Origin of the sequence: Candidatus Nitrospira allomarina (assembly GCF_032050975.1) — a bacterium.
Taxonomy (GTDB): domain Bacteria; phylum Nitrospirota; class Nitrospiria; order Nitrospirales; family UBA8639; genus Nitrospira_E; species Nitrospira_E allomarina.
Map to the genome: position 1 here is coordinate 4515874 of NZ_CP116967.1, position 21334 is coordinate 4537207.

Genomic DNA, 21334 nt, shown 5'->3' on the forward strand with positions numbered 1-21334 from the left:
AATTGCTCTCAGGCGGTTTTCATAATCGCCTGAACCCTCTCACAGACATATTCTGAAAAAGGGATAGAGCATGTAAATCCAGGAGAAACCGCATTTAAAATATGCATGGATTTGTCATCTCCTTCAAGGACAAAATCCATTTGGAGGCTCTTCTCCTTCATATTAACCAGTTGTGCTCTTATCCCTGGTCTTCCCCAGGAGGTATACTGCCCTGGCTGCACCCCATCGATCAAAGCAGAAATTAAAGTGACCAGATGGCTGCGAGAGTATTTTCTCAACTCCTGAAAGGCCAGTTTTTTAAAGTCAAAATTAGAAAATCCTATAAGATGCATTTGCCTTAAAGTGAGATCCATACACTCCTGAACGCTAAAGTTCTCAAATCCGGAATATTGTTCCCGCCAAAAAGCAGGAATCGCCGTTGGTCCAATCTTAGCTTTGCCCTCCGAGGTGACAGTAACATGGACTCCGAGAAACGGATTCCGCAAATCTGGAACTGGATAAATGTTTGTTCGGATGGCTCCTATTGGCTCATTCGAGTAGAGGTAGAGTCCTTTAAATGGAAGAATTTTATAATCCTCAGAAAAACCGAAATCCTTTGCAATTTTGTCTGCATACAGACCGGCCGCATTAATGAGATACCCGACTTTAAAGTCACCGGCTGACGTAAAAATTCCCTCCCGGGTTTTTTTGAGATACTGAACGCCGCAACGAACTTCTACCCCCTCCTGAATGGCATCGCTAGTCATTGATTGTAAAACTTTAGTAGGGTCCACCGTTGATGTTGTTGGGGAGAACAGGGCTCGCTGGCAAGTTTTCACACGGGGCTCAATAGCTTTGGCTTCCTCCTCGGTAATGGCGTGTAAATCAATGTCGTTTATTTTTCCTCGCCTGAGAAGTTCGTCGAGAGCTGGGTGTTCGCTACAATCTTTGGCAACAACGAGCTTTCCACACCTATTCATCGGTATCTGCTTGGATTCACAATATTCCGTCAGCCGTTTATTTCCAAGTCGTGTAAATTTGGCTTTCAGGCTTTCAGGCGAATAATAAAAACCAGCGTGCAACACCCCGCTATTCCGACCGCTGGCGTGAGCGCCACAGTGATTTTCCTTTTCAATGATAGTCACGGTCGCATCGGAAAACTGCCGTTTCAGGTTTCGGGCTATGTTAATGCCAATGATTCCGCCACCAATGACCAGAAAGTCTGAGGTTGCCATTTTTTACCTACAGCAAATTCGCGAAGAGTTATTAAGCCCTTAAAACCTGACTAAATTGACCCTATGAAAGGATGGCAACGACCTGTTTACCATTTAAAATAAAATAAATCAGGGGAAGAAAATTATCGGGACAGCTTTGGCCGGGGCCATCATAGGGGATTGAATTATAAAACAGGTCATCCTTAACCTTCTACAGGGGGAAAAAAGAAAAGGTGAATCGCATTTTTGTCAGACCATCCGGTTCAGTTGTTCTAAATTCTTGCTTGGCATTTTCAGTCCTCCTAAAAAAAACCGAAAACCCGGAATGCATTTCTAAATTATGGCATTTTCATCAATTTTATTAGGAATATAAAACGACTTCACTGTTTGTTTTTGAGTATGAAAATTCAACGCAAGTGTCAAAATTGGACAAGCTGCCGCCATCCCCAGCTAACTGAGTTAATCTGCTTATCGTCAAATTTTCCTGTTCCAACAAATATCGAAATTATTCAGACATCAAGAAGGACAAAATGAGAGTATTCTATAAAACACGCTACAAGCATTTCTTAATTCAATTTATTTACTATCCAAGGATCTATACCCTGAAATAGCTGCTTGTTCCTTAAAGTTTTCAATTAACCCTGCAGCTACTTAGCCTAATTTATTTGTACGCGTTTTCAAACCAGAAGCAAAAATCAAGGAAAAGTCGAGGATTATATTTTTGTTTTTGGAGGAACCTATTGGCTAGATTTATATTGGTCTTATTTTAAAGACTTTATTCCCTATAATGGCCAAATTAGGCAATGCAATTCTCATTACAACACCACACAATCGCGAGCAAGAACCATACGAATTTGGAATGCGACGGAGCAGTGCGACTCGTTGCGCCCCCTATAGTTTTTGATCAAAAATTACCTCAAAGCCATGAAAAGGTCTTTTATGAATACGAAATATTTGTCCAGATTCCAAGGAAGCTGAAGGGGGGAGAATAAATCCATTGTGAACTCTCTCCTTAATTGAGTCAATGATTTCTTCTTCCACGACTGCGGGGCCCATGCCAAAATTGACCACCCTCATAGCCCCATGAGCATAATTCACTTTCCGGTATCCGGTCTTCATGTTAACTCTTAAAAAAAATACCCTGGGAATAAATACTTCTCCCCTCACCTTGAGCTTAACAATGAGTTGATTTCAATTCCCGTAAACGCGGACAATAGGATTCAAGCCCAAGCAATCGTTGATTGTACTCCGCTACGTCTTCCTGACGGGCTATACATATGAACGAGATACCACTTAGAGTCAGACATTTTATCTTTTGTTCCTTACATCAGATCATATCAGAAAATTCAACTAACTCAACGTCTTACTTGTGGTTTTCCTTACCGAATTTTCCGGCAATCATTCGGCAACCAGCTGCTTTCAGCAGTTCCCAGGTCAGGCTAGTGGCTTGGAGCGGACAAAAGGATGTATTATGCGCTCTGGCTTTTGAACACGGCACTGAATCTTTTATCACAACACGATATGCCTAGGGGGGAAATGGATGTCGCCCACTGTCCCTATACCTGGCATTTGAGCAGTGACCGCTGGCTGGCTCGCCCTGTGGGATAGATCTTTACATTTCTGCTCTTGGTATTAATAAACAATAAAGAGGGAACATGGTCGGTGTGAGTTTGTTGTTGTGTTAAAAAATCAGAGAGGCCTCGTTGCCATCTAGACCATTGTGGTGTAGCGCAACGAGATCCGAAGGTAACCGAGGATCCTTCTGGCCACTCAATAAAAGTCGTCATGGGTTTGTCAGGCCCATGATTCGGTGAACCCAATTCGTAGGTTTTCGGTTCCACGACTCGATTATTGATAAACTCGAAACCGTCGTGGGGATCGACAAGCCAAGAAAAAGGCCCTAAGTATCAAATTTCAAACCGGAATCAGAAACCCTTCTTCTTCAATGATGGGCTCGACAATAAAGACTGTCTATCCCTGGGTCACGGCCTCAATGACACTGAGATGATATATAGGTTTCAGCCCACCCTTCCTTCCAAATAGATGCTGACCTATATAGGGCAAAAGAGGCATTGCGCATGAATTACTTATTTCAGAAAAGTATTACTTCCTAAGCTTGGATTCCTTTACAATTTATAATAAGCTAATCACAACAAGATGATTGCCTTAGTCAAAGGTTATCATTCTTGGAGAAAGACTCATCAAATCCAGATAAAGTTAATCGCCGACCCTACCGAATTACCTAACGGTCCCAACTCTGAAGAAACTCAAGATGGAGCGATCAACTTAGTAGGAGGTCCACAGATGAACAAGATGACCCCAGTTACCAATAAAAAACCGAAACGACTCAAACACGTTGCTGTAAAAATAGGCCAGACAATAAGATCTTCACACAGATCTTGCCTTGTGGGAATGACCTGCTTGGCACTGGCAATTGGATGTTTCAGTTTCATCAAACTGGCCACCGCCCATTCAGGGCTTGAGCCGGAGATTCAAGAAATCACTGAGAAACTGATCAAGGATCCAAATAGTGTGGATCTGCTGGTTCGTCGTGGGCAAGTCTATCGGTCCAATGGGAAATACGTCGAATCCTTGCTTGATTTAGAACGGGCCTGGCTGCTGAACCGCGAGAACCGTACTGTTGTCTTACAACGCGCACTGACTCTCTCTGCCTTGGGCCGTGACAAGGAAGCCGAAAGCGCCTTAGATTATTTTCTTCAGGAAGAGTCGGACCCGAAACGAGTCTTTGCCTTGGCCGAACGCGCGAGCATTCATGCACGAAATGGTCAAACTGAACTGGCGATTACCGACTTTAACTCAGCCATTCAGTTGCAACCTACAATTGAGCTATACCTTGTTCGGGGGAAACTCCAGGAATCCCTGGGAAAGCTTGAGGACGCAGCGGCAGGCTATCAGGATGGTCTTGCCAAGCTGGGAGATGCCATCTTACTAAAAAAAGGCCTCATTCGTGTACGAATGGTTCAAAAACAATACAGTGAAGCGCTAGCCTTGGTAGACGAAGAAATAGCTCGCTCTTCAGTAAAAACATCCTGGCACCTCAAACGGGCAGAAATCCTAGACCATATGGGTCGACCAGACGAAGCCAAACTCGCCAATGAACAGGCATTAGCTGAAGCCAATCGTGTACTGGGAAAACGCCAGACAGCCATGCAATTGCTTGCCCGTGCCCAAGTTTATCAAGCTATGGGTCGAATTGAAGAGGCCAAAAATGACCTCCGTGTGGCTATTCAAAAGACTCCGCATTTTGCCGAGGCCGATGACTTCTTAAAAACATTAGAGAGCCGATAGACTCTCGACAACAACTCCCACACCAAACATTTAAAACTTGGAATATTTTAAAAAATCAGAGTGGTTTAGAGTGGCACTTGGCTGTGCGCTATTTGTGCTGGTGGCCTCTGTGGTGCCAGCCGCCGCAGCTATTGTGCGGCAACCTTACCTGCAGCTTGTCACCCCCTCCTCCATTACGATTGTCTGGCGTACTGATCTAAATTCAGCGGACAATAGCCAAGTAAAATACGGCACGGTGTCCGGCTCCCTGACTCAAACGGCCACCGGCACAGCGGTCACCCGATCCGGGCTCAACGTCAAAGATCACATTGTCACCATTACGGGCCTGACAGCTGCCACGAAATATTTCTATAACGTCGGCACCGGGACTGACGGGATACAAGGGGGTGGCACGACCAATCACTTTTTTGTCACGGCGCCCCCCGTCGGGTCGGCTACGCCTATTCGGGCATGGGTGCTGGGCGACTCCGGCAACGCCAGTGTCAACCAACGGAATGTGCGGGATGCGATGCTGACCGAAACCGCACTGAATCCCCCTGCTCCCAACCTAATCCTGCACATGGGAGACATCGCGTATGAAAGCGGGACCGACGCTGAATTCACCAGCAGACATTTTGCGATCTATCAAGATATTCTCCGCCAGACGCCCCTCTGGCCGACCCTGGGCAACCACGAGGCCCTGTCGGTCACAACTTCCCTGGGCATTGGCCCCTACTACGAAGCCCATGTCCTACCGACCAGCGGCCAAGCGGGGGGGGTGGCCTCCGGCACCGAGGCCTACTATGCCTTTGATTACGCCAATGTGCATTTTATTGTGCTGGATTCCATGGACAGTAGCCGGACGCCGGGCTCGCCGATGGTGACCTGGTTACAAAATGATCTGGCTTCGACCGGGCAGGAGTGGGTGATCGCTTTCTGGCATCATCCACCCTATTCGAAAGGCCACGACTCGGACAATGCTGCCGACTCCGGGGGACGTCTGATCGACATGCGGGAGAAGATTCTCCCCATTCTAGAGGCTGGCGGAGTCGATTTGGTCCTTGCGGGACATTCGCATGCTTATGAACGATCCTATTTAATTGACGGTGCCTATGGCTATGGCACGGCCCCCAACTTTGCCACACCATCGTTCAATACGCTTCTCGCCGATGGCCATATTCTGGATGCCGGAAATGGAAATCCCTCTGGCACAGGAGCATATCAAAAAAGTGCCGGGGGTGTTTCGCACGATGGGACGGTGTATGTGGTCGCAGGTCATGGGGGTAAAAGCATTGAAGCCACTGGATCCCATCCGGTCATGACAGTGGTTGACCTGGCTTATGGGTCGGTACTCTTGGACATTACGGGCAGCAGCCTCACGTTTCGGAATTTGCGGGCAGGCGGCGCCATCACCGACACCGTGGCTATTCAGAAAAGTCTGCCGCCCCCCTCCTCTTTAACCATTTCGAACCTGACCGTGGCCAGCGGGCAATCCTATATTGTGCCCGCTTCCGGCCTCCAAGCCGGGGGCACCGTCTATATCGACCGCGCCTATACGTTTACCACGGTTCCTGCCAGCGTACAGGGTGCCACGTATATCCGAACCGCCAACAATGACAAAACAGCGACAACTCCGACTTTCCTCAGCTTTACGGTTAATCAACCCGTCTCCGTGTTGGTTGCCCATGACGTGCGTCTCACCCCTAAGCCGTCGTGGTTGAGCACCTTTACGGATACCGGGACAAATTTGGTGACCTCGGATACCTCTCTCCGCCTCTTTTCGCGGTCCTTCCCGGCCGGGACCATTACTCTGGGGGGCAATGCCAGCGGTGGGAGCGGCAGCATGTATGCGGTCATCATCCAACCTCAGGGGGGAGGAGGACCGGTTAACCAAGCCCCGAATGGGGTCATCAACACCCCTAGCGGGGCGCAGACCATCCAGGTGGGCCAGACGGTCACCTTTACTGGAACGGGCACTGATCCTGAACCGAACTTACCCCTTACTCATCGGTGGACCTTTGGAGCTGGCTCCGGGATTGCTGATCGCACGGTAGAAGACCCCGGCGCCATAACCTTTACAACCGCCGGGGTGTTTACGGTGACCTATACGGTGACGGATGCCCTGGGATTGACCGACCCCACCCCCGCGACGGTTCAAGTGACGGTCCAGACACAAGGAACAGGCTTTACCGCCTACAATGACCTCGCATGGGGAACCGGCCAGCTCGAAGCGAATATCACAAAAATCACCTCTCCGGTCGGAAACTCAGGCTTACCCAGCAGCGGCATACTTAAAGATTTCACCACCGGCCTCAATACCGGTGTGACCCTAGCCGTGACGGGCGGCGAATTTATTGGTAGTGGTCAAGCCACTCTGGGTGCAAACCCTACCATGGGAGACGCTTTCACCATCTTTAATGGAAAAGTCAGTACTCTTGGCGTTATCTCCTACGTCAATCAAATCACCAACTCGCTCCAGTTGAACTTTAGTGGGCTCAATCCCAGTAAGACCTACGATTTGTCCTTCTTTGCTCATCGAGATTTTTACGGTTGGGATCGGGCCTCTCTCGTAACTCTTTCGGGGCAGGACGCGTTTACCAACACAAGTTCAGTCGCAAGCGATAATCCCAGTGAGGTCGGCGGAGTGATCTTCTCCGGACCGTCAGATACTTCCACTCGTCTACCGGCGGACAATGACAAGGGATACGTGGCGCGATTTAGCAATATTGAGCCAGGCAGTGATGGAGAGGTCGTGCTTACGATTAGCTTTGATGGAAACAGCGCCAGCCAATACACGGGGAAGTATGGCAGTGCAATCCGGCTGATGGAGTCCAGCGACGGAGGAGGACCGGTTAACCAAGCCCCGAATGGGGTCATCAACACCCCTAGCGGGGCGCAGACCATCCAGGTGGGCCAGACGGTCACCTTTACTGGAACGGGCACTGATCCTGAACCGAACTTACCCCTTACTCATCGGTGGACCTTTGGAGCTGGCTCCGGGATTGCTGATCGCACGGTAGAAGACCCCGGCGCCATAACCTTTACAACCGCCGGGGTGTTTACGGTGACCTATACGGTGACGGATGCCCTGGGATTGACCGACCCCACCCCCGCGACGGTTCAAGTGACAGTGTCTGGCACACCGCCCCCCTCCTCTTTAACCATTTCGAACCTGACCGTGGCCAGCGGGCAATCCTATATTGTGCCCGCTTCCGGCCTCCAAGCCGGGGGCACCGTCTATATCGACCGCGCCTATACGTTTACCACGGTTCCTGCCAGCGTACAGGGTGCCACGTATATCCGAACCGCCAACAATGACAAAACAGCGACAACTCCGACTTTCCTCAGCTTTACGGTTAATCAACCCGTCTCCGTGTTGGTTGCCCATGACGTGCGTCTCACCCCTAAGCCGTCGTGGTTGAGCACCTTTACGGATACCGGGACAAATTTGGTGACCTCGGATACCTCTCTCCGCCTCTTTTCGCGGTCCTTCCCGGCCGGGACCATTACTCTGGGGGGCAATGCCAGCGGTGGGAGCGGCAGCATGTATGCGGTCATCATCCAACCTCAGGGGGGAGGAGGACCGGTTAACCAAGCCCCGAATGGGGTCATCAACACCCCTAGCGGGGCGCAGACCATCCAGGTGGGCCAGACGGTCACCTTTACTGGAACGGGCACTGATCCTGAACCGAACTTACCCCTTACTCATCGGTGGACCTTTGGAGCTGGCTCCGGGATTGCTGATCGCACGGTAGAAGACCCCGGCGCCATAACCTTTACAACCGCCGGGGTGTTTACGGTGACCTATACGGTGACGGATGCCCTGGGATTGACCGACCCCACCCCCGCGACGGTTCAAGTGACAGTGTCTGGCACACCGCCCCCCTCCTCTTTAACCATTTCGAACCTGACCGTGGCCAGCGGGCAATCCTATATTGTGCCCGCTTCCGGCCTCCAAGCCGGGGGCACCGTCTATATCGACCGCGCCTATACGTTTACCACGGTTCCTGCCAGCGTACAGGGTGCCACGTATATCCGAACCGCCAACAATGACAAAACAGCGACAACTCCGACTTTCCTCAGCTTTACGGTTAATCAACCCGTCTCCGTGTTGGTTGCCCATGACGTGCGTCTCACCCCTAAGCCGTCGTGGTTGAGCACCTTTACGGATACCGGGACAAATTTGGTGACCTCGGATACCTCTCTCCGCCTCTTTTCGCGGTCCTTCCCGGCCGGGACCATTACTCTGGGGGGCAATGCCAGCGGTGGGAGCGGCAGCATGTATGCCGTCATCGTTCAACAACAGAGCCCACCCCAATAAAACAGACTTATCCCAAGCACCACAACAATAATACCTAGGTTTGGGACTATCATCTGGTGCATTAGGGCTGGCTGATACCACTTCCGCAACCATTAAGGTGACAGCATATGGCCATCTCCTGGACGCCAGACACTCCGTCTATAGGAGTAACCAGGTGGTCACCATTTAATAAAAGAAATTTTTTTCGGGGTTTTTATTTTTTCTAATAGTCTAATGTTCTGCGGCGGGGAACAACTCGGGTATAGCCATTAACCATTGATTGATTAGAGCAAACCGTGAGAATTTAAGATAATTTTTTATAAAAAAACGAGAGTTGTTCAGACAACTTGAATATTTTTAAGACATGAATGGAACTCCACTCATTTTTTTAAGGGGAGCCACGGGAGAGAATTCTATCCTACCTCTGCCTATTGAATTTGCCAATCCAGAGACGTAGTAGCGGGATAGCCCGTTGATGTTATAGTCGCTCCATTCATTAACCATACCGCTACTGTGCCACTACCCGTATTATGCCAGACGAGGTCGGCCTTCCCATCGCCATTGAGATCGCCTATCTGTCGAATATCCCAATTTAACGAGACACTACCTGGAAAGCCGGTCGAGGTGATTGTCGCACCATTCATGAACCACACTGCCACCGCACCTGAGCTCGCATGGCGCCATACAATGTCATCTGTGCCATTCGCATTGAGATCTCCCACGCCCGCAATCTGCCAAGCTAAGGATCCGCCGGATGGGAAACCCGTTGACGAAATAGTGGCCCCATTCATCAGCCACACTGCCACAGCCCCTGTGCTGTTTTTACGCCAAACGAGGTCGGCCTTCCCATCGCCATTGAGATCTCCTACATGCTTAATTACCCAATCCAACGGTACACTCCCTGGAAAACCGGTCGAAGTGATGGTTGTCCCATTCATGATCCACACTGCCACTGCACCACTGCTCGTATTTCTCCAGACAAGATCCGCCTTCCCATCGCCATTGAGATCCCCCACGCCCGCGATTTGCCATGCTAAAGGCGCCCCAGATGGGAAACCCGTCGACGTGATGGTTGTCCCGTTCATGAACCACACCGATACTGCACCACTACTCGTATTTCTCCAGACTAGGTCGGACTTCCCGTCGCCATTAAGATCGCCCCCTCCGGCGATTTGCCAGGATAAAGACGCACCGCCTGGAAACCCGGTAGAAGCAATATTAACACCGTTCATAAGCCACACTGCCGAAGCCCCGGTACTGGTATTCCGCCAAACAATATCCGATTTGCCGTCGATATTAAAATCCTGCGCAGCAATAATGGCACCACTAGAATTTTTGACGATGCCTACAGTGTCCGTGATCGCACCCCCTGCTCGCAAATTCCGAAACGTGAGGTTGCTGCCCGTGATGTCCAAAATCACCGAGCCAAAGGCCGCGTCAACCACGGTCATGACCGGATGGGATCCAGTGGCTTCAATGCTTTTACCCCCATGACCTGCGACGACATACACCGTCCCATCGTGCGAAACACCCCCGGCACTTTTTTGATACGCTCCCGTGCCAGAGGGATTTCCATTTCCCGCATTAAGAATATGGCCATCAGCTTGAAGCACATTGAATGATGGTGTGGCAAAGTTTGGCGCTGTGCCATAGCCATAGGCACCGTCAATTAAATAGGATCGTTCATAAGCATGCGAATGTCCCGCAAGGACCAAATCGACTCCGCCAGCCTCCAGAATGGGGAGAATCGTCTCCCGCATGTCGACCAGACGCCCTCCAGAGTCATTGGCATTGTCCGAGTCGTGGCCTTTTGAATAAGGCGGATGATGCCAGAAGGCGATCACCCACTCCTGCCCGGTCGAAGCCAGATCGTTTTGTAACCAGGTCACCATCGGCGAGCCCGGCGTCCGGCTACTGTCCATGGAATCCAGCACAATAAAATGCACATTGGCGTAATCAAAAGCATAGTAGGCCTCGGTGCCAGAGGCCACCCCCCCCGCTTGACCGCTACTTGGCAGGACATGGGCTTCGTAGTAGGGTCCAATGCCCAGGGAAGTATTAACCGATGGCGATTCGTGATTGCCAAGGGTGGGCCAGATGGGCGTCTGGCGGAGAATATCTTGATAAACCGCAAAATGCTTGGTGGTAAATTCCGCGTCGGTGCCGTTTTCATACGCGATGTCCCCCATGTGCAGAATAATATCGGGTGGATTTGTCGTAGTCTCGGTCAGCATCGCATCCCGCACATTCCGTTGGTTGACACTGGCGTTGCCGGAGTCGCCCAGCACCCATGCCCGAATAGGCGTAGCCGACCCGACGGGGGGTGCCGTGACAAAAAAGTGATTGGTCGTGCCACCCCCTTGTATCCCGTTGGTCGCAGTGCCGAAGTTATAAAAATATTTTGTGCCAGCCGTCAGGCCCGTAATGGTGACAATGTGATCTTTGACGTTGAGCCCGGATCGGGTGACCGCTGTGCCGGTGGCCGTTTGAGTCAGGGAGCCGGACACCGTGCCGTATTTTACTTGGCTATTGTCCGCTGAATTCAGATCAGTACGCCAGACAATCGTAATGGAGGTGGGGGTGACAAGCTGCAAGTAAGGTTGCCGTACAACAGCGGCGACGGCTGGCACTACAGAAGCCACCAGCAGAAATAGGAGGCAGGCCAGACTCATGACACCAATTTTCTTCATATATTTTTAATCCCTAATGGAGGTGGTGCAATAGGCCACCCTTCGGATCAACTAGAAAAAAGTGAAAAGGAAACCTTTCTAATTATTGAGGCTCCTCGTAAGTCGAGTGACTCTCCTGCCAAAAGAACTGGAGTTTATTGAGATAGTCAATCCAAGACACTCATGCCATTAGTGAGAACCTGATTTTCCCAGCCCACAAAATTGAGTTTTTTTCATCACTATTGGGTCATAGGATTGTGCATTTGCATCAAAGGCATGAAATAGAAGGCCTGGGTGAATCCAAATAAAGGCGGATTTTCATAGCTTAGTTAACAAACTAGCTATGCGTATACACAATTACTTATTAGTAAAAAATACCGAAATTAGACTATCATAATTAACCAAGCATATCCCGTGCCAAGTGAATCTCCGATAGGGAATAGGTGGAGAGAGCATGATAAGCACACCTTAAATTATACTTGTATTAAAATTATATGGATTCTTTAGAACCGGCAGACATTTTAAATAAAACCATTTTTTTTTCTTTATAATAATCCTAGACCTTTTAAACTTTTTTCTGGTCCCTCCATATGGTAATAAACCCACACCTCCTACTCGTCAAACCGTTGCTTCAAGAAAGGTTGCAGTCAATTTGATTTACCCGGTCTTTTCAAATCTTTCAGCCCTCTACTTCGCTTAAGCTTTCCCGGACAAAAGTTGGGGCTTTAAGCCATAAATAACATTTCAAAACAATGTCTGGTGCTGTAAGCCTCCACATAATCTGGACATTTGAAAAGTAGAACTTCCTAGCATCCTGCACCCAAGACCTTCCAAGAAATGGAACGAAGGTTTCTTGGGGCTTTTAATTCTTATATTCTATTCGTTGATGTTTCGGGCTTTTCTGATATCAAAAACTCAGAATACTTTTTTTAGGCACCAAGATCCTTACCCACGTGGCACACCTGCAAGGTGGGACAGCCCTGTCCAACGGGTATAGGTCTCTGAATTTAACAGAACCATCTTGATGGGGCCTCCATTATTATCGTAGTTAAAATTTAAAGCCTTCCCCTCCCTGTTTTTACCATACATGAGGCCTTTTTTGTACTTCCTTAATTAATTAAAAATAGTTGTCAAGAAGTAAACAAGTAAGTGGGGAGCAATGCCGGGAGAGGTATCAATTCCACCTCATTATCCCCCTCATAACCCCCAGCTCTCAGATGCGATTCCCGACTTCCTGGACCTAATGAAGAGTTTCATAAAGCTTGGTGCCCACAGGCTTGACGTGACCCCCGTTTCTGGTAAGAAACGGGAATCACATTAAGCAGAACTTTCCCTTTAGTGAGGGGATTCAAGCTAATCTTGAATTTCCCAAGCCGTCGACGGGCTCCCGATAAAGCCAACGTCCGTCCTGGTCGACCCGTCCATCAGCCACACGGCCACTGCGCCGCTCGTGGTATTGCGCCAGATGATATCCGCCTTGCCATCCCCATCCGTATCGTCTACTTGTCTGATTTGCCACGCTGAGGACACACCACCCAGTGAATCCTTGGAGAAGGGCACTTCTTTCCCATTCAGCAACCAGACCGCGGCACTGCCATTCGTATGCCGCCAGACTAGGTCGGCCTTGTTATCACCATTTAAATCCCCGACTCCCTTGATGATCCAAGCCGTTGACACGCCGCCGGGAAAGCCAGCATCAGTTATGGTCGAGCCGTCCATCAGCCACACGGCCACCGCGCCGGTTGTACCATGGCGCCAGATGATATCGGCCTTGCCATCCCCATCCGTATCGCCCACCCCCGCGACCTGCCACGCCGAGGACACACCACCCAGTGAGTCTTTGGAGAAGGGCACTTCCTTCCCATTCAGCAACCAGACCGCAGCACTCCCATTCGTGTGCCGCCAGACAAGATCGGCCTTGCCGTCACCGTTAAGGTCCCCGACCCCCTCGATGGCCCAAGCAGTTGACACGCCGCCGGGAAAGCCAACATCAGTTCTGGTCGCCCCGTTCATCAGCCATACAGCCACCGCGCCGCTCGTGGTATTGCGCCAGATGATATCCGCATTGCCATCCGCGTCCGTATCACCCACCCCCGCGACCTGCCACGCTGAGGCCACACCACCCAGCGAGTCCTTGGAGAAGGGCACTTCCTTCCCATTCAGCAGCCAGACCGCGACACTGCCATTCGTGTGCCGCCAGACAAGGTCGGCTTTGCCATCCCCATCTAAATCATGCCGCACAGCACTAGATGATGACTCAATCAGCCGGACCGCGCTGCCATACTTACCGAGGAATTCATTGCCAGCGGTTCCGTCCCAACTGATGGTCAGCACCACGATACCATCGCCGCCGGAACTCACCTCGCTCCACCGCGCCACATAGCCATTATCATTGTCCGCCGGTAGGCGAGTGGAGCTATCTCCAGACCCTGAAAAAATCACACCCCCGGCCTCACTAGGATTATCGGAGGCGACTGAACTTGTATTCATTCGGCCAGCCGTTCCGGAAAGAGTCACCAGGGCGGCCCTATTCCACGCGTAATTGTTTCGATGAGCAAAGAAGCTCAGGTCATAGGTCTTAGCAGGATTAAGCCCGCTAAAGGTCAATACGACCGGATCGTTCACATTTGGATCGTTGTAGGAAAGCACACCCTTTCCGCTGACCTTGCCATCAAAGATCGTAAAGGCATCTCCGGTAGTCGGATCTGCCCCTTGAGTAGCCTGGGCAGTACCGTCATATATGCCCCCGGTCACAGTCAGGGTCACACCGGTATCAAGGCCTGTAGTGAAATCCTTCAGTAGACCAGTGCTGGGTAAGCCTGAGCCACCGTTGGGGGAAGTGATCTTTGTGATATTTGTTTCGAGCTGTCCAGTGCCCCAGGCGAGGTCATTGTAGGCCGTAAACCCTGCCGCAGCGGCCATAGACCCCGTCCCCATAGCCAACATAGCTGTCGCTAGTGATCCCGCTACCCACCATGATGTTCGACACGTATTCCTTTTCATAAATCCGCCTTTCTTTTCTCTCCCGGAGTTAGACCATACTAAATAACATCTGTTCAATATTAATATCTCTCCACAAATGATCCTTCCCGGCCAATTGTTTGAACACAACTAAAGAGTATGCATAAGACCGTATGCTACAGCTACATTTTCCCTCTCGAACGTATTAAAATGTTGGGGATAGTAAAGTCTCAAATTATTCGATTTCATAAAACGCTATAAGTGTTCTCCTTGTCACCACCTCCTTTGTGTCTCTACAGAAATTAAGTCGATGGACAATTTCGAAAAATGCAGGATTTTTATCCTAGCTCAATACCGACAAACTACTTGGAAAACTATGAGCATCTTTCTTCCAAATTAGTACAGCAAAACAGCTGCCACGTTTCGCTTCACCACGATTTTCTCTGTACATTCCTTCTTTCTCAGTGCATTGCGTGAGTTCGAGGAAAGTATGGTGAAGTTAGAAAACTGGCTGTTTTTTTGAAAATAGTAAACGGCTATGACAGATTTGGGTGCCCGGTGGCTTTAGACCTAAAGAAAGGTAAAACATCTTCCATCAAGTGATGTAATAGGTTCCTAATATAGATAAGTTTTTCGACGACACGGATATCGTCAATACCCAGTACTCCGATTCGAATGGTTGATTATTCGACTATATTGGGAATTTCAAATCCTTTCCAAATTTTTTCCTTGGATACTTTCGGATAACTTCAATTTTTATTCCTTATTCTCTTATTCATTCCCTAAATCCCTAATGTGGCGGTTCCCCGAACGAAAGGCTATTCTATTTTGTTTAATAAACCAGGGATAAGAATAAATTTAGGCCTGGATTGAAAACCTTGAGGGAGAGAATGGCGAGAACCACATCCGTCTCATGCGGTTATTTTTTGGAAATGCCCACAATTCCATCAGTAGGTGGCGGCTTGGTTGCAGACAATGAACACTATATCAAGATTTTTGACATACCCTTTATTGAAAGACTATATCACCAGATTCAACCAACTATTGATGCATGGCATTTCTCCATCGGAATTTTTTAAAACAGGGCAGATCCATTTATTTGAAACCGTTCATGAAAATCCCTAAGCGCCTCAGGGGAAGAAGAACTGTAGACGATTGTTGATCACGTTAAACAATTGCATGGGTTAGCCCCCTAACATTCGCCAACTTATCTCAATACATTTGCTAGCCACTTCTATCCCCTGACTGGTTGCATTTCCCACTCACCTGGGAGTTCGAAAGAACCACACTCGTCCCGACAAGTATCCAAAACAGATAGGAATGGCTTCCGCCGAAACTGTCCTCGAAAAAAATACGGATCGAAAATCCAAGAACCATGAGAAATACTCCCATCTGTAACCACCGATATGAGGAAGTCATAGCTTTTGTCCAGTCCTCATAGATGGTAAATCCCACTTTGGCGAGCAACCAAAGAAACAAGACCAACCCTGGTATCCCAGCCCCTGTCACCACCATGAGATACCAATTATGCGGTTTTTCGGGAATATCGGGAATTCCGAGATTCACAGCTTCCAACTCAACGATATTTTGCCCATGACGCTTTTCTAAAATAGGCACGCCATAACCCACACCCACTATTGGATGGTCCACAATATCTGCAGCACTAAGATTCCATACTGCTAACCGAGCCTTAATAGTCCAGGGATTGAAAGTTTCACGATGTAATCCCAATTGACCAAGGACCACTCCAACCGAAAGGAACACCACCATTCCTATCATCAGCGAGCAAAATACCTGACGTTTATGGACAAGAAATCCTCCAACAATTAATTGCGCCAGACAGGCTAACCAGACACCGCGACTATAGGAAAGCACTAGGGCCAAGAAAGAGAGAAGCATGCCACAACCTAACATTACCCGTTTCCAGGGACTGGTCACGGCCAAGAATCCCGTGATGAACAAAGGGAAAACCATCAACACATTGGTACTCAGCCAGGTAAAATCCGCGCCGCCTTCTTTAGGATAACCCGCACGAATCGTGCGATCCAAAAGATTTCCTCCACGGTCCCAAAAATCAAGAAGGGAATAGGAGTAACAGGCAATGGCCCCCACCAATAAGACGGGGAGAGCCTTTCTTAGAAAATATTCATTTCGTTGTTCCTGCACAATCAAACAGGTGCCATAGAACACTGCCAACTGTGCTACAATTTTTTGCCATTCCTTGAGACTGATCCAAGGATCAATTGAAAAAGGAATCGTAAAGGCAACCCATCCCACAAAACAGATGAACGGGACAAGGAGCGGGGCATGAATCCAGAGGGGCTTTCGCTCCAATACACAAAGGAGTATTGCCAAACCTAGAAGAGGAAAATAGAAATATTCTTGTATATGAAACAGTCGGGGAGAAAACCCCAAAAGAATAACTACACATAGCCCCCACCCAAGGGCTGGCCAAAGATCAGAACGGGAGAAAGTCCTCGAAGAGGAGGTGCTGCCAACCTGTCCCACGTCCAAGTCGGTACTCATTGGATCAGATCATTTGAGACAAGGTAGATCTCGCCCAAGAAATGTTTTCAAACTAATTATCATTAGCCGTCCATGTGTGGGCAAAAATGCTTGACACTCTCTTCCCCTACACGCAGAGCATCCCGAAATCACGGAACTTACAGGAATGCTTACTATCAAGCCGTACCCTACCCATCTGAAACGACCTTCCCCCCTCGAATCAGATTCAAGACTCTTCTCATCTATTACGAGTCTTTGTTAAAGGCCACGGGAAATCAGATCATGAATATGTATCATGCCGACGACTTTTTCCTGTCGATCAAGGACGGGCAGCACGGAAATGGGCTTTTCCCGTTTCTCCATAAATTGAAGAACTTTGACGGCTTTTTCATCTTGATATACCCAACTGGGCTTTGGATTCATGACCGCTCCAATTGTGAGAGCGAAAAGGTTTTGTCCCCCCTCTAACACCCGGCGAATATCAAAGTCAGTGATCAATCCCAATAAACGATCTTCCTCATCAAGAACGGACACGGCGCCAGCCCGTTTACTCGTCATTTCACACAACATGAATTGAATCGTGTGAGAAAGGCGAATAACCGCATTGGCTTCCCCGGTTCGCATCAGATCCCCAACGTTCAAAAGCAGTCGCTTTCCTAACTGCCCACCAGGGTGAAACATGGCATAGTCGGTTGGTTGAAAGTTTCGCAATTTCATCAAAGCCATGGCCAACGCATCTCCTAAGACCAAGGCTGCAGTGGTGCTGCATGTTGGTGCCAGATTGAGCGGACAAGCTTCTTCTTGTATGGGCGTTACAAGAACAAGATCGCTCCCTCGTGCCAAAGTGGAGTTTGCCTGCGCCGTAATGGCAATCATTCGTGCACCAATTTTTCGAATAAATGGAAGCAGTACCAGCAATTCTTCGCTTTCGCCTGACTTTCCTACCGCAATCACTATATCTTCTTTCGCCACAATCCCAATATCCCCATGCAGCCCCTCGGACCCATGTAAATACACCGCAGGTGTGCCGGTGGACACCATCGTAGCCGAAATTTTATTCGCTATCAGGCCGGATTTCCCCACCCCTGTGAGAATCACTTTTCCCTGACAGGCTTGCAACATCTTTACTGCCTCCTCGAAAGGAAGACCTATGCTCTCCTCAAGCTGCGCAATGGCTTGACCTTCCAGTCTGATCACCCGTCGAAGTTCCTGAAGAATATCCATAAGAATCTGATCTGTTGATCTCTAGTAAAATCGGCTATTTCGAAAAAAACGTTTCAAGGTGAAACTATTATTAGATAAACAGCTGACACTGACTCTATCCTAGAAAAGGCGCGGGCTTCGTCCCGCAACCGAGGAGCACCTTCGCTATACTGGAGAACCCCAAAAAAGAGATTTCCTATTAACGCACAATAGAAAGGAATGGAATCGGTGATAGGAGGAACTCTTGCCCCTTTTTAGGAAAAGGCCTTTTTCCTTGGAAGAGCGTCTAAGCCTATTCAAGAGTATCAATACACAAAATCGTAATTTGGGTCAAGTTGAGACAGGGCTCACCTTCCTGGCTTGGATCATGCCACCGCTCCTTTCTGTAAGGGCTATTATCTCCTTCGCCGAACCTGGTACAAAGAAAGAAACCGAGACATCTTGAAAGGCCCACACAGAGGATGAAAACTCAAAAATTATCATCTGCCACGACTCAAGAAATTTCCAGAATGTATAATGTCTTGGACTATGATGGGCTAGGCCCGGTTTATTGTGACGAAGGTGGAGACGCTTTTTGGGAGGACCGCCGAGGCCCTTGCAAGAAACTGGGGATCGCGATTGCGAAAGCCCTCCGCACCCGTTTGCCGCCTATGGGGCGAAGTTTATATGTGGGAGCAGGAGTCCCAGAAATTCCGGTTTTGCTCATGGAACGGCTGGAATTAAATCGAACGATATGTCCGTATAATCTTCGGCAAGCAGAAGTGGATATTCTCAACCACGCCGGGGGCGAAAATGGAGTCCATTTTTACTGCGGGTCGGCAGAGACTGCGACAGGCAAGGTTGATCATCTTTGGATTGTCAGCGTTCTGAATGACCCGGAAGAATTTCCCAATCTGTCAGTCCTTTTTTCTTACGGCCGTGCGGACCCTCTGGCATTTGACGTATCGGCCTTTTCACACGAACGGGAAACAGGAGTTCGCTTATTTGCCAATTGCATGGCCAAACTTACCCTGCCAGGGTTGCTCACGACCTCGGTGGAAGAAATGCCCTGGGTTGAACACTGGTGCCACTTACATGGCATTCCCTATCAAGTTGAGGATCGGACCTATCCAACAGCCCTGGTAGGCGATCCGGTATGTTTTATACATATTGGATGAGAAAAACTTCTCTTTTGTTATCACTCCTTGGGGTTAAGGTAAAGAAGCAGGGTTGTTATGAAACCGATTCCCCTTGGGTTGATTGGCGTAGGACGACACGGCTACCGTTATCTTCACCATTTGCTCTCCGTCGAGACGGGAGGAAAATTAATTGCCATCAGCCGAAGAAACATGCAAGAAGGCATTCGACTTGGCACTGAATACTCCCTCCGCTTTTACCCGAACTATCAGGATCTTTTAGCCGATTCCGCTATTCAGGCCGTTTTGATCGTGACCCCTCCCTCACTCAATCTTCCCATTACCTTAGAAGCCATTCAACATGGCAAAGCGGTTCTTCTGGAAAAACCCCTCGCCCTAAACCAGGTCCAAGGCCGCCAAATCGTTGAAGCCGCCACCAAGGCTAGAATCCCTGTAATGACTGCCCAGACTCTGCGGTATGAGCCAGCAATCCGGCAATTGCAAGCCATCGCCTCATCCTTAGGCCAATGGCACTATCTTGTTTGCACTATGCGATTCGAATGCCGCCAAGGGTTGCCTGAAAAAAACACCTCTTGGAGCAATTATGGGGCCCTCATGGAGTTTGGGATTCACTTGCTGGATCTGGTCCGTGTCCTCACTCAGGATGAGATCCATTCGGTCTCGGCTGATATTAGTCGACCAACAGCCCAGGACCCCGAAAATCGGGCTTTCATCAAACTGGTTACGCAAAGAGGACTTCCCTGTTATCTCGATATTTCACGCGTTAGCCAGGGACGAGTCACCCGCGCAGAAATTATGGCGTCAAAAGGACAAGCCTTAGCCGATTGGACGACCAACATCGTTCGAAAAATTTCCCGAAGAAATGTGATATTAGACTACCCCTGCCCTTCCAGTGCAACGTTGATTGAAGTGCTTCGAGACTTTTGTCAGGCAATTCGAACTGGAGGCCCCATGCCCGTTACCGCAGAAGATGGGTTACGAGCAGTCGAAATTGCCGATGCATGTTACCGATCGGCACAGACCGGGAAACCCGTTTTCCTCAATTAGTTCCTGTATCTTCATGACCGGCCTCCTGGCATTTGTGCTCTCCAAAGCTCATAGGCATCATGGATGGATGATCCTTTCATACGATAGGCTACTTCGGCTTCGCCGAATATTTTTTCAATCAATTCCCAATCTGGTCGGGAAATATTATAGCGTTGGAAGAGTTTAATAAGAGCTGGCTTCTCCCACATTGGAATTTTGTGGTTATAGCTAACAAGGGCCTCTAACAATTTGGATGTCAGACCACTCTGATGAATTGACTGTAAAAGCCCTGTACTTTCCTTTTCAAAACGCTGTTCAACCGCCGCTGAGAAATAATCGCTCAACTCTGAGGATTGAGATTTCACTAAGGCCGCCTGCATTTGAATAAGGCCGTGAATCAATTGATTGGCCTGGGAGGTCCCCTCCGGTGGAAGAACATTAGCACTTTCAAACGTGGCTAAGAGGGCCATGACCGAACCAACCAAGGCCGAGCCAGTTCTCTTTGAAGAAAAATCTGGCGAAGGTTGTGGAGACAAGGCAGCCTCGCGGTCAGCAAAAAATAAATGACCCGGCACCCACGGTTTATACGTATAGGCTAAGCTAACGTTTATCATCTCCTTCTGAATTGACTTCAAATTTAAAACTTCCGAAAAGGGCTCAGTCTCCAAACATCCCTCGCTTCTACTTAGACCAACCTCAAACAGGAACAAGACAGTCGCTCCTATCCATACCGTCAAGAAGATCCACGAGGATTTACGAGTGTTACCCTGGCAGATCATCGGATTCATGCTCTTCACTGGTTCTTTGGAAACCATTTCCTTGCTATCTTCACGTTTTCAGCAAAACCGATGTATGGTCAAAGGACCGTTAATATGAGTCCAATAGGCAACCGGCAGATTCTTCCTGTATTTTGGCGAATATTTTTGCTTCAGGAAAAAGACCATCCCCTTTCTAACAGGCAATTTTGATAAAATCCCATTGCTTTCTTTCCTCTTTTTACCAAATGATAGCCGGTACCATTTTTGCTTCTTTTTAGAGAAACAACCGATGACT

General features: G+C 48.9%; 10 protein-coding genes. 4 read left to right on the forward strand and 6 right to left on the reverse strand.

Annotation, left to right across the window (positions count from 1 at the left end; all coding sequences use genetic code 11):
* Positions 1 to 8: 8 nt before the first annotated feature.
* Positions 9 to 1214: an L-2-hydroxyglutarate dehydrogenase gene (lhgD, locus tag PP769_RS19570; protein ID WP_312643551.1), complete on the reverse strand. Its 1206-nt coding sequence runs from the start codon at positions 1212 to 1214 to the stop codon at positions 9 to 11.
* 2283 nt (positions 1215 to 3497) lie between these two features.
* Here lhgD and PP769_RS19575 point away from each other — a divergent pair.
* Both PP769_RS19575 and PP769_RS19580 read left to right on the forward strand, forming a co-directional pair.
* The gene (locus tag PP769_RS19575; protein WP_312643554.1) at positions 3498 to 4502 is read left to right on the forward strand and encodes a tetratricopeptide repeat protein; all 1005 of its coding nucleotides are present in this window, start codon (positions 3498 to 3500) and stop codon (positions 4500 to 4502) included.
* A 70-nt stretch (positions 4503 to 4572) separates the two neighbouring features.
* Complete coding sequence (locus PP769_RS19580; protein WP_312643556.1) at positions 4573 to 8802, forward strand: PKD domain-containing protein; 4230 nt, start codon at positions 4573 to 4575, stop codon at positions 8800 to 8802.
* 407 nt (positions 8803 to 9209) lie between these two features.
* On the opposite strand, the gene PP769_RS19585 is transcribed toward PP769_RS19580, so the two are convergent.
* From PP769_RS19585 to PP769_RS19600, 4 genes are all read right to left on the reverse strand, one after another.
* A complete protein-coding gene (locus PP769_RS19585) occupies positions 9210 to 11471 on the reverse strand; it encodes an FG-GAP-like repeat-containing protein (RefSeq protein WP_312643558.1) in 2262 nt (753 codons plus the stop codon).
* Positions 11472 to 12803: 1332 nt separating this feature from the next.
* On the reverse strand, positions 12804 to 14453 hold the full coding sequence (locus tag PP769_RS19590) for an FG-GAP-like repeat-containing protein (protein WP_312643560.1): 1650 nt from the start codon (positions 14451 to 14453) through the stop codon (positions 12804 to 12806).
* 1182 nt (positions 14454 to 15635) lie between these two features.
* The gene (locus PP769_RS19595) at positions 15636 to 16937 is read right to left on the reverse strand and encodes an O-antigen ligase family protein (RefSeq protein ID WP_312643562.1); all 1302 of its coding nucleotides are present in this window, start codon (positions 16935 to 16937) and stop codon (positions 15636 to 15638) included.
* A 237-nt stretch (positions 16938 to 17174) separates the two neighbouring features.
* Entirely contained in the window at positions 17175 to 18140 is a 966-nt protein-coding gene (locus PP769_RS19600) for a KpsF/GutQ family sugar-phosphate isomerase (RefSeq protein WP_312643565.1), read from the reverse strand.
* 488 nt (positions 18141 to 18628) lie between these two features.
* Between PP769_RS19600 and PP769_RS19605 the strand changes: the two genes are divergently transcribed.
* Together PP769_RS19605 and PP769_RS19610 are read left to right on the forward strand one after the other, a co-directional pair.
* Positions 18629 to 19276, forward strand: a complete 648-nt coding sequence (locus tag PP769_RS19605; RefSeq protein ID WP_312643567.1) for a hypothetical protein — start codon at positions 18629 to 18631, stop codon at positions 19274 to 19276.
* A gap of 57 nt (positions 19277 to 19333) precedes the next feature.
* On the forward strand, positions 19334 to 20302 hold the full coding sequence (locus PP769_RS19610; protein ID WP_312643570.1) for a Gfo/Idh/MocA family protein: 969 nt from the start codon (positions 19334 to 19336) through the stop codon (positions 20300 to 20302).
* Between the two features lie 11 nt (positions 20303 to 20313).
* On the opposite strand, the gene PP769_RS19615 is transcribed toward PP769_RS19610, so the two are convergent.
* Positions 20314 to 21096: a hypothetical protein gene (locus PP769_RS19615; RefSeq protein WP_312643572.1), complete on the reverse strand. Its 783-nt coding sequence runs from the start codon at positions 21094 to 21096 to the stop codon at positions 20314 to 20316.
* Positions 21097 to 21334 lie beyond the last annotated feature (238 nt).

Bases quoted from the DNA above. Each gene is read 5' to 3' on its own strand.
- lhgD (WP_312643551.1), bottom strand. From the start codon at position 1,214: ATGGCAACCTCAGACTTTCTGGTCATTGGTGGCGGAATCATTGGCATT.
- PP769_RS19575 (WP_312643554.1), top strand. From the start codon at position 3,498: ATGAACAAGATGACCCCAGTTACCAATAAAAAACCGAAACGACTCAAA.
- PP769_RS19585 (WP_312643558.1), bottom strand. From the start codon at position 11,471: ATGAAGAAAATTGGTGTCATGAGTCTGGCCTGCCTCCTATTTCTGCTG.
- PP769_RS19590 (WP_312643560.1), bottom strand. From the start codon at position 14,453: ATGAAAAGGAATACGTGTCGAACATCATGGTGGGTAGCGGGATCACTA.
- PP769_RS19595 (WP_312643562.1), bottom strand. From the start codon at position 16,937: ATGAGTACCGACTTGGACGTGGGACAGGTTGGCAGCACCTCCTCTTCG.
- PP769_RS19600 (WP_312643565.1), bottom strand. From the start codon at position 18,140: ATGGATATTCTTCAGGAACTTCGACGGGTGATCAGACTGGAAGGTCAA.
- PP769_RS19605 (WP_312643567.1), top strand. From the start codon at position 18,629: ATGTATAATGTCTTGGACTATGATGGGCTAGGCCCGGTTTATTGTGAC.
- PP769_RS19610 (WP_312643570.1), top strand. From the start codon at position 19,334: ATGAAACCGATTCCCCTTGGGTTGATTGGCGTAGGACGACACGGCTAC.
- PP769_RS19615 (WP_312643572.1), bottom strand. From the start codon at position 21,096: ATGGTTTCCAAAGAACCAGTGAAGAGCATGAATCCGATGATCTGCCAG.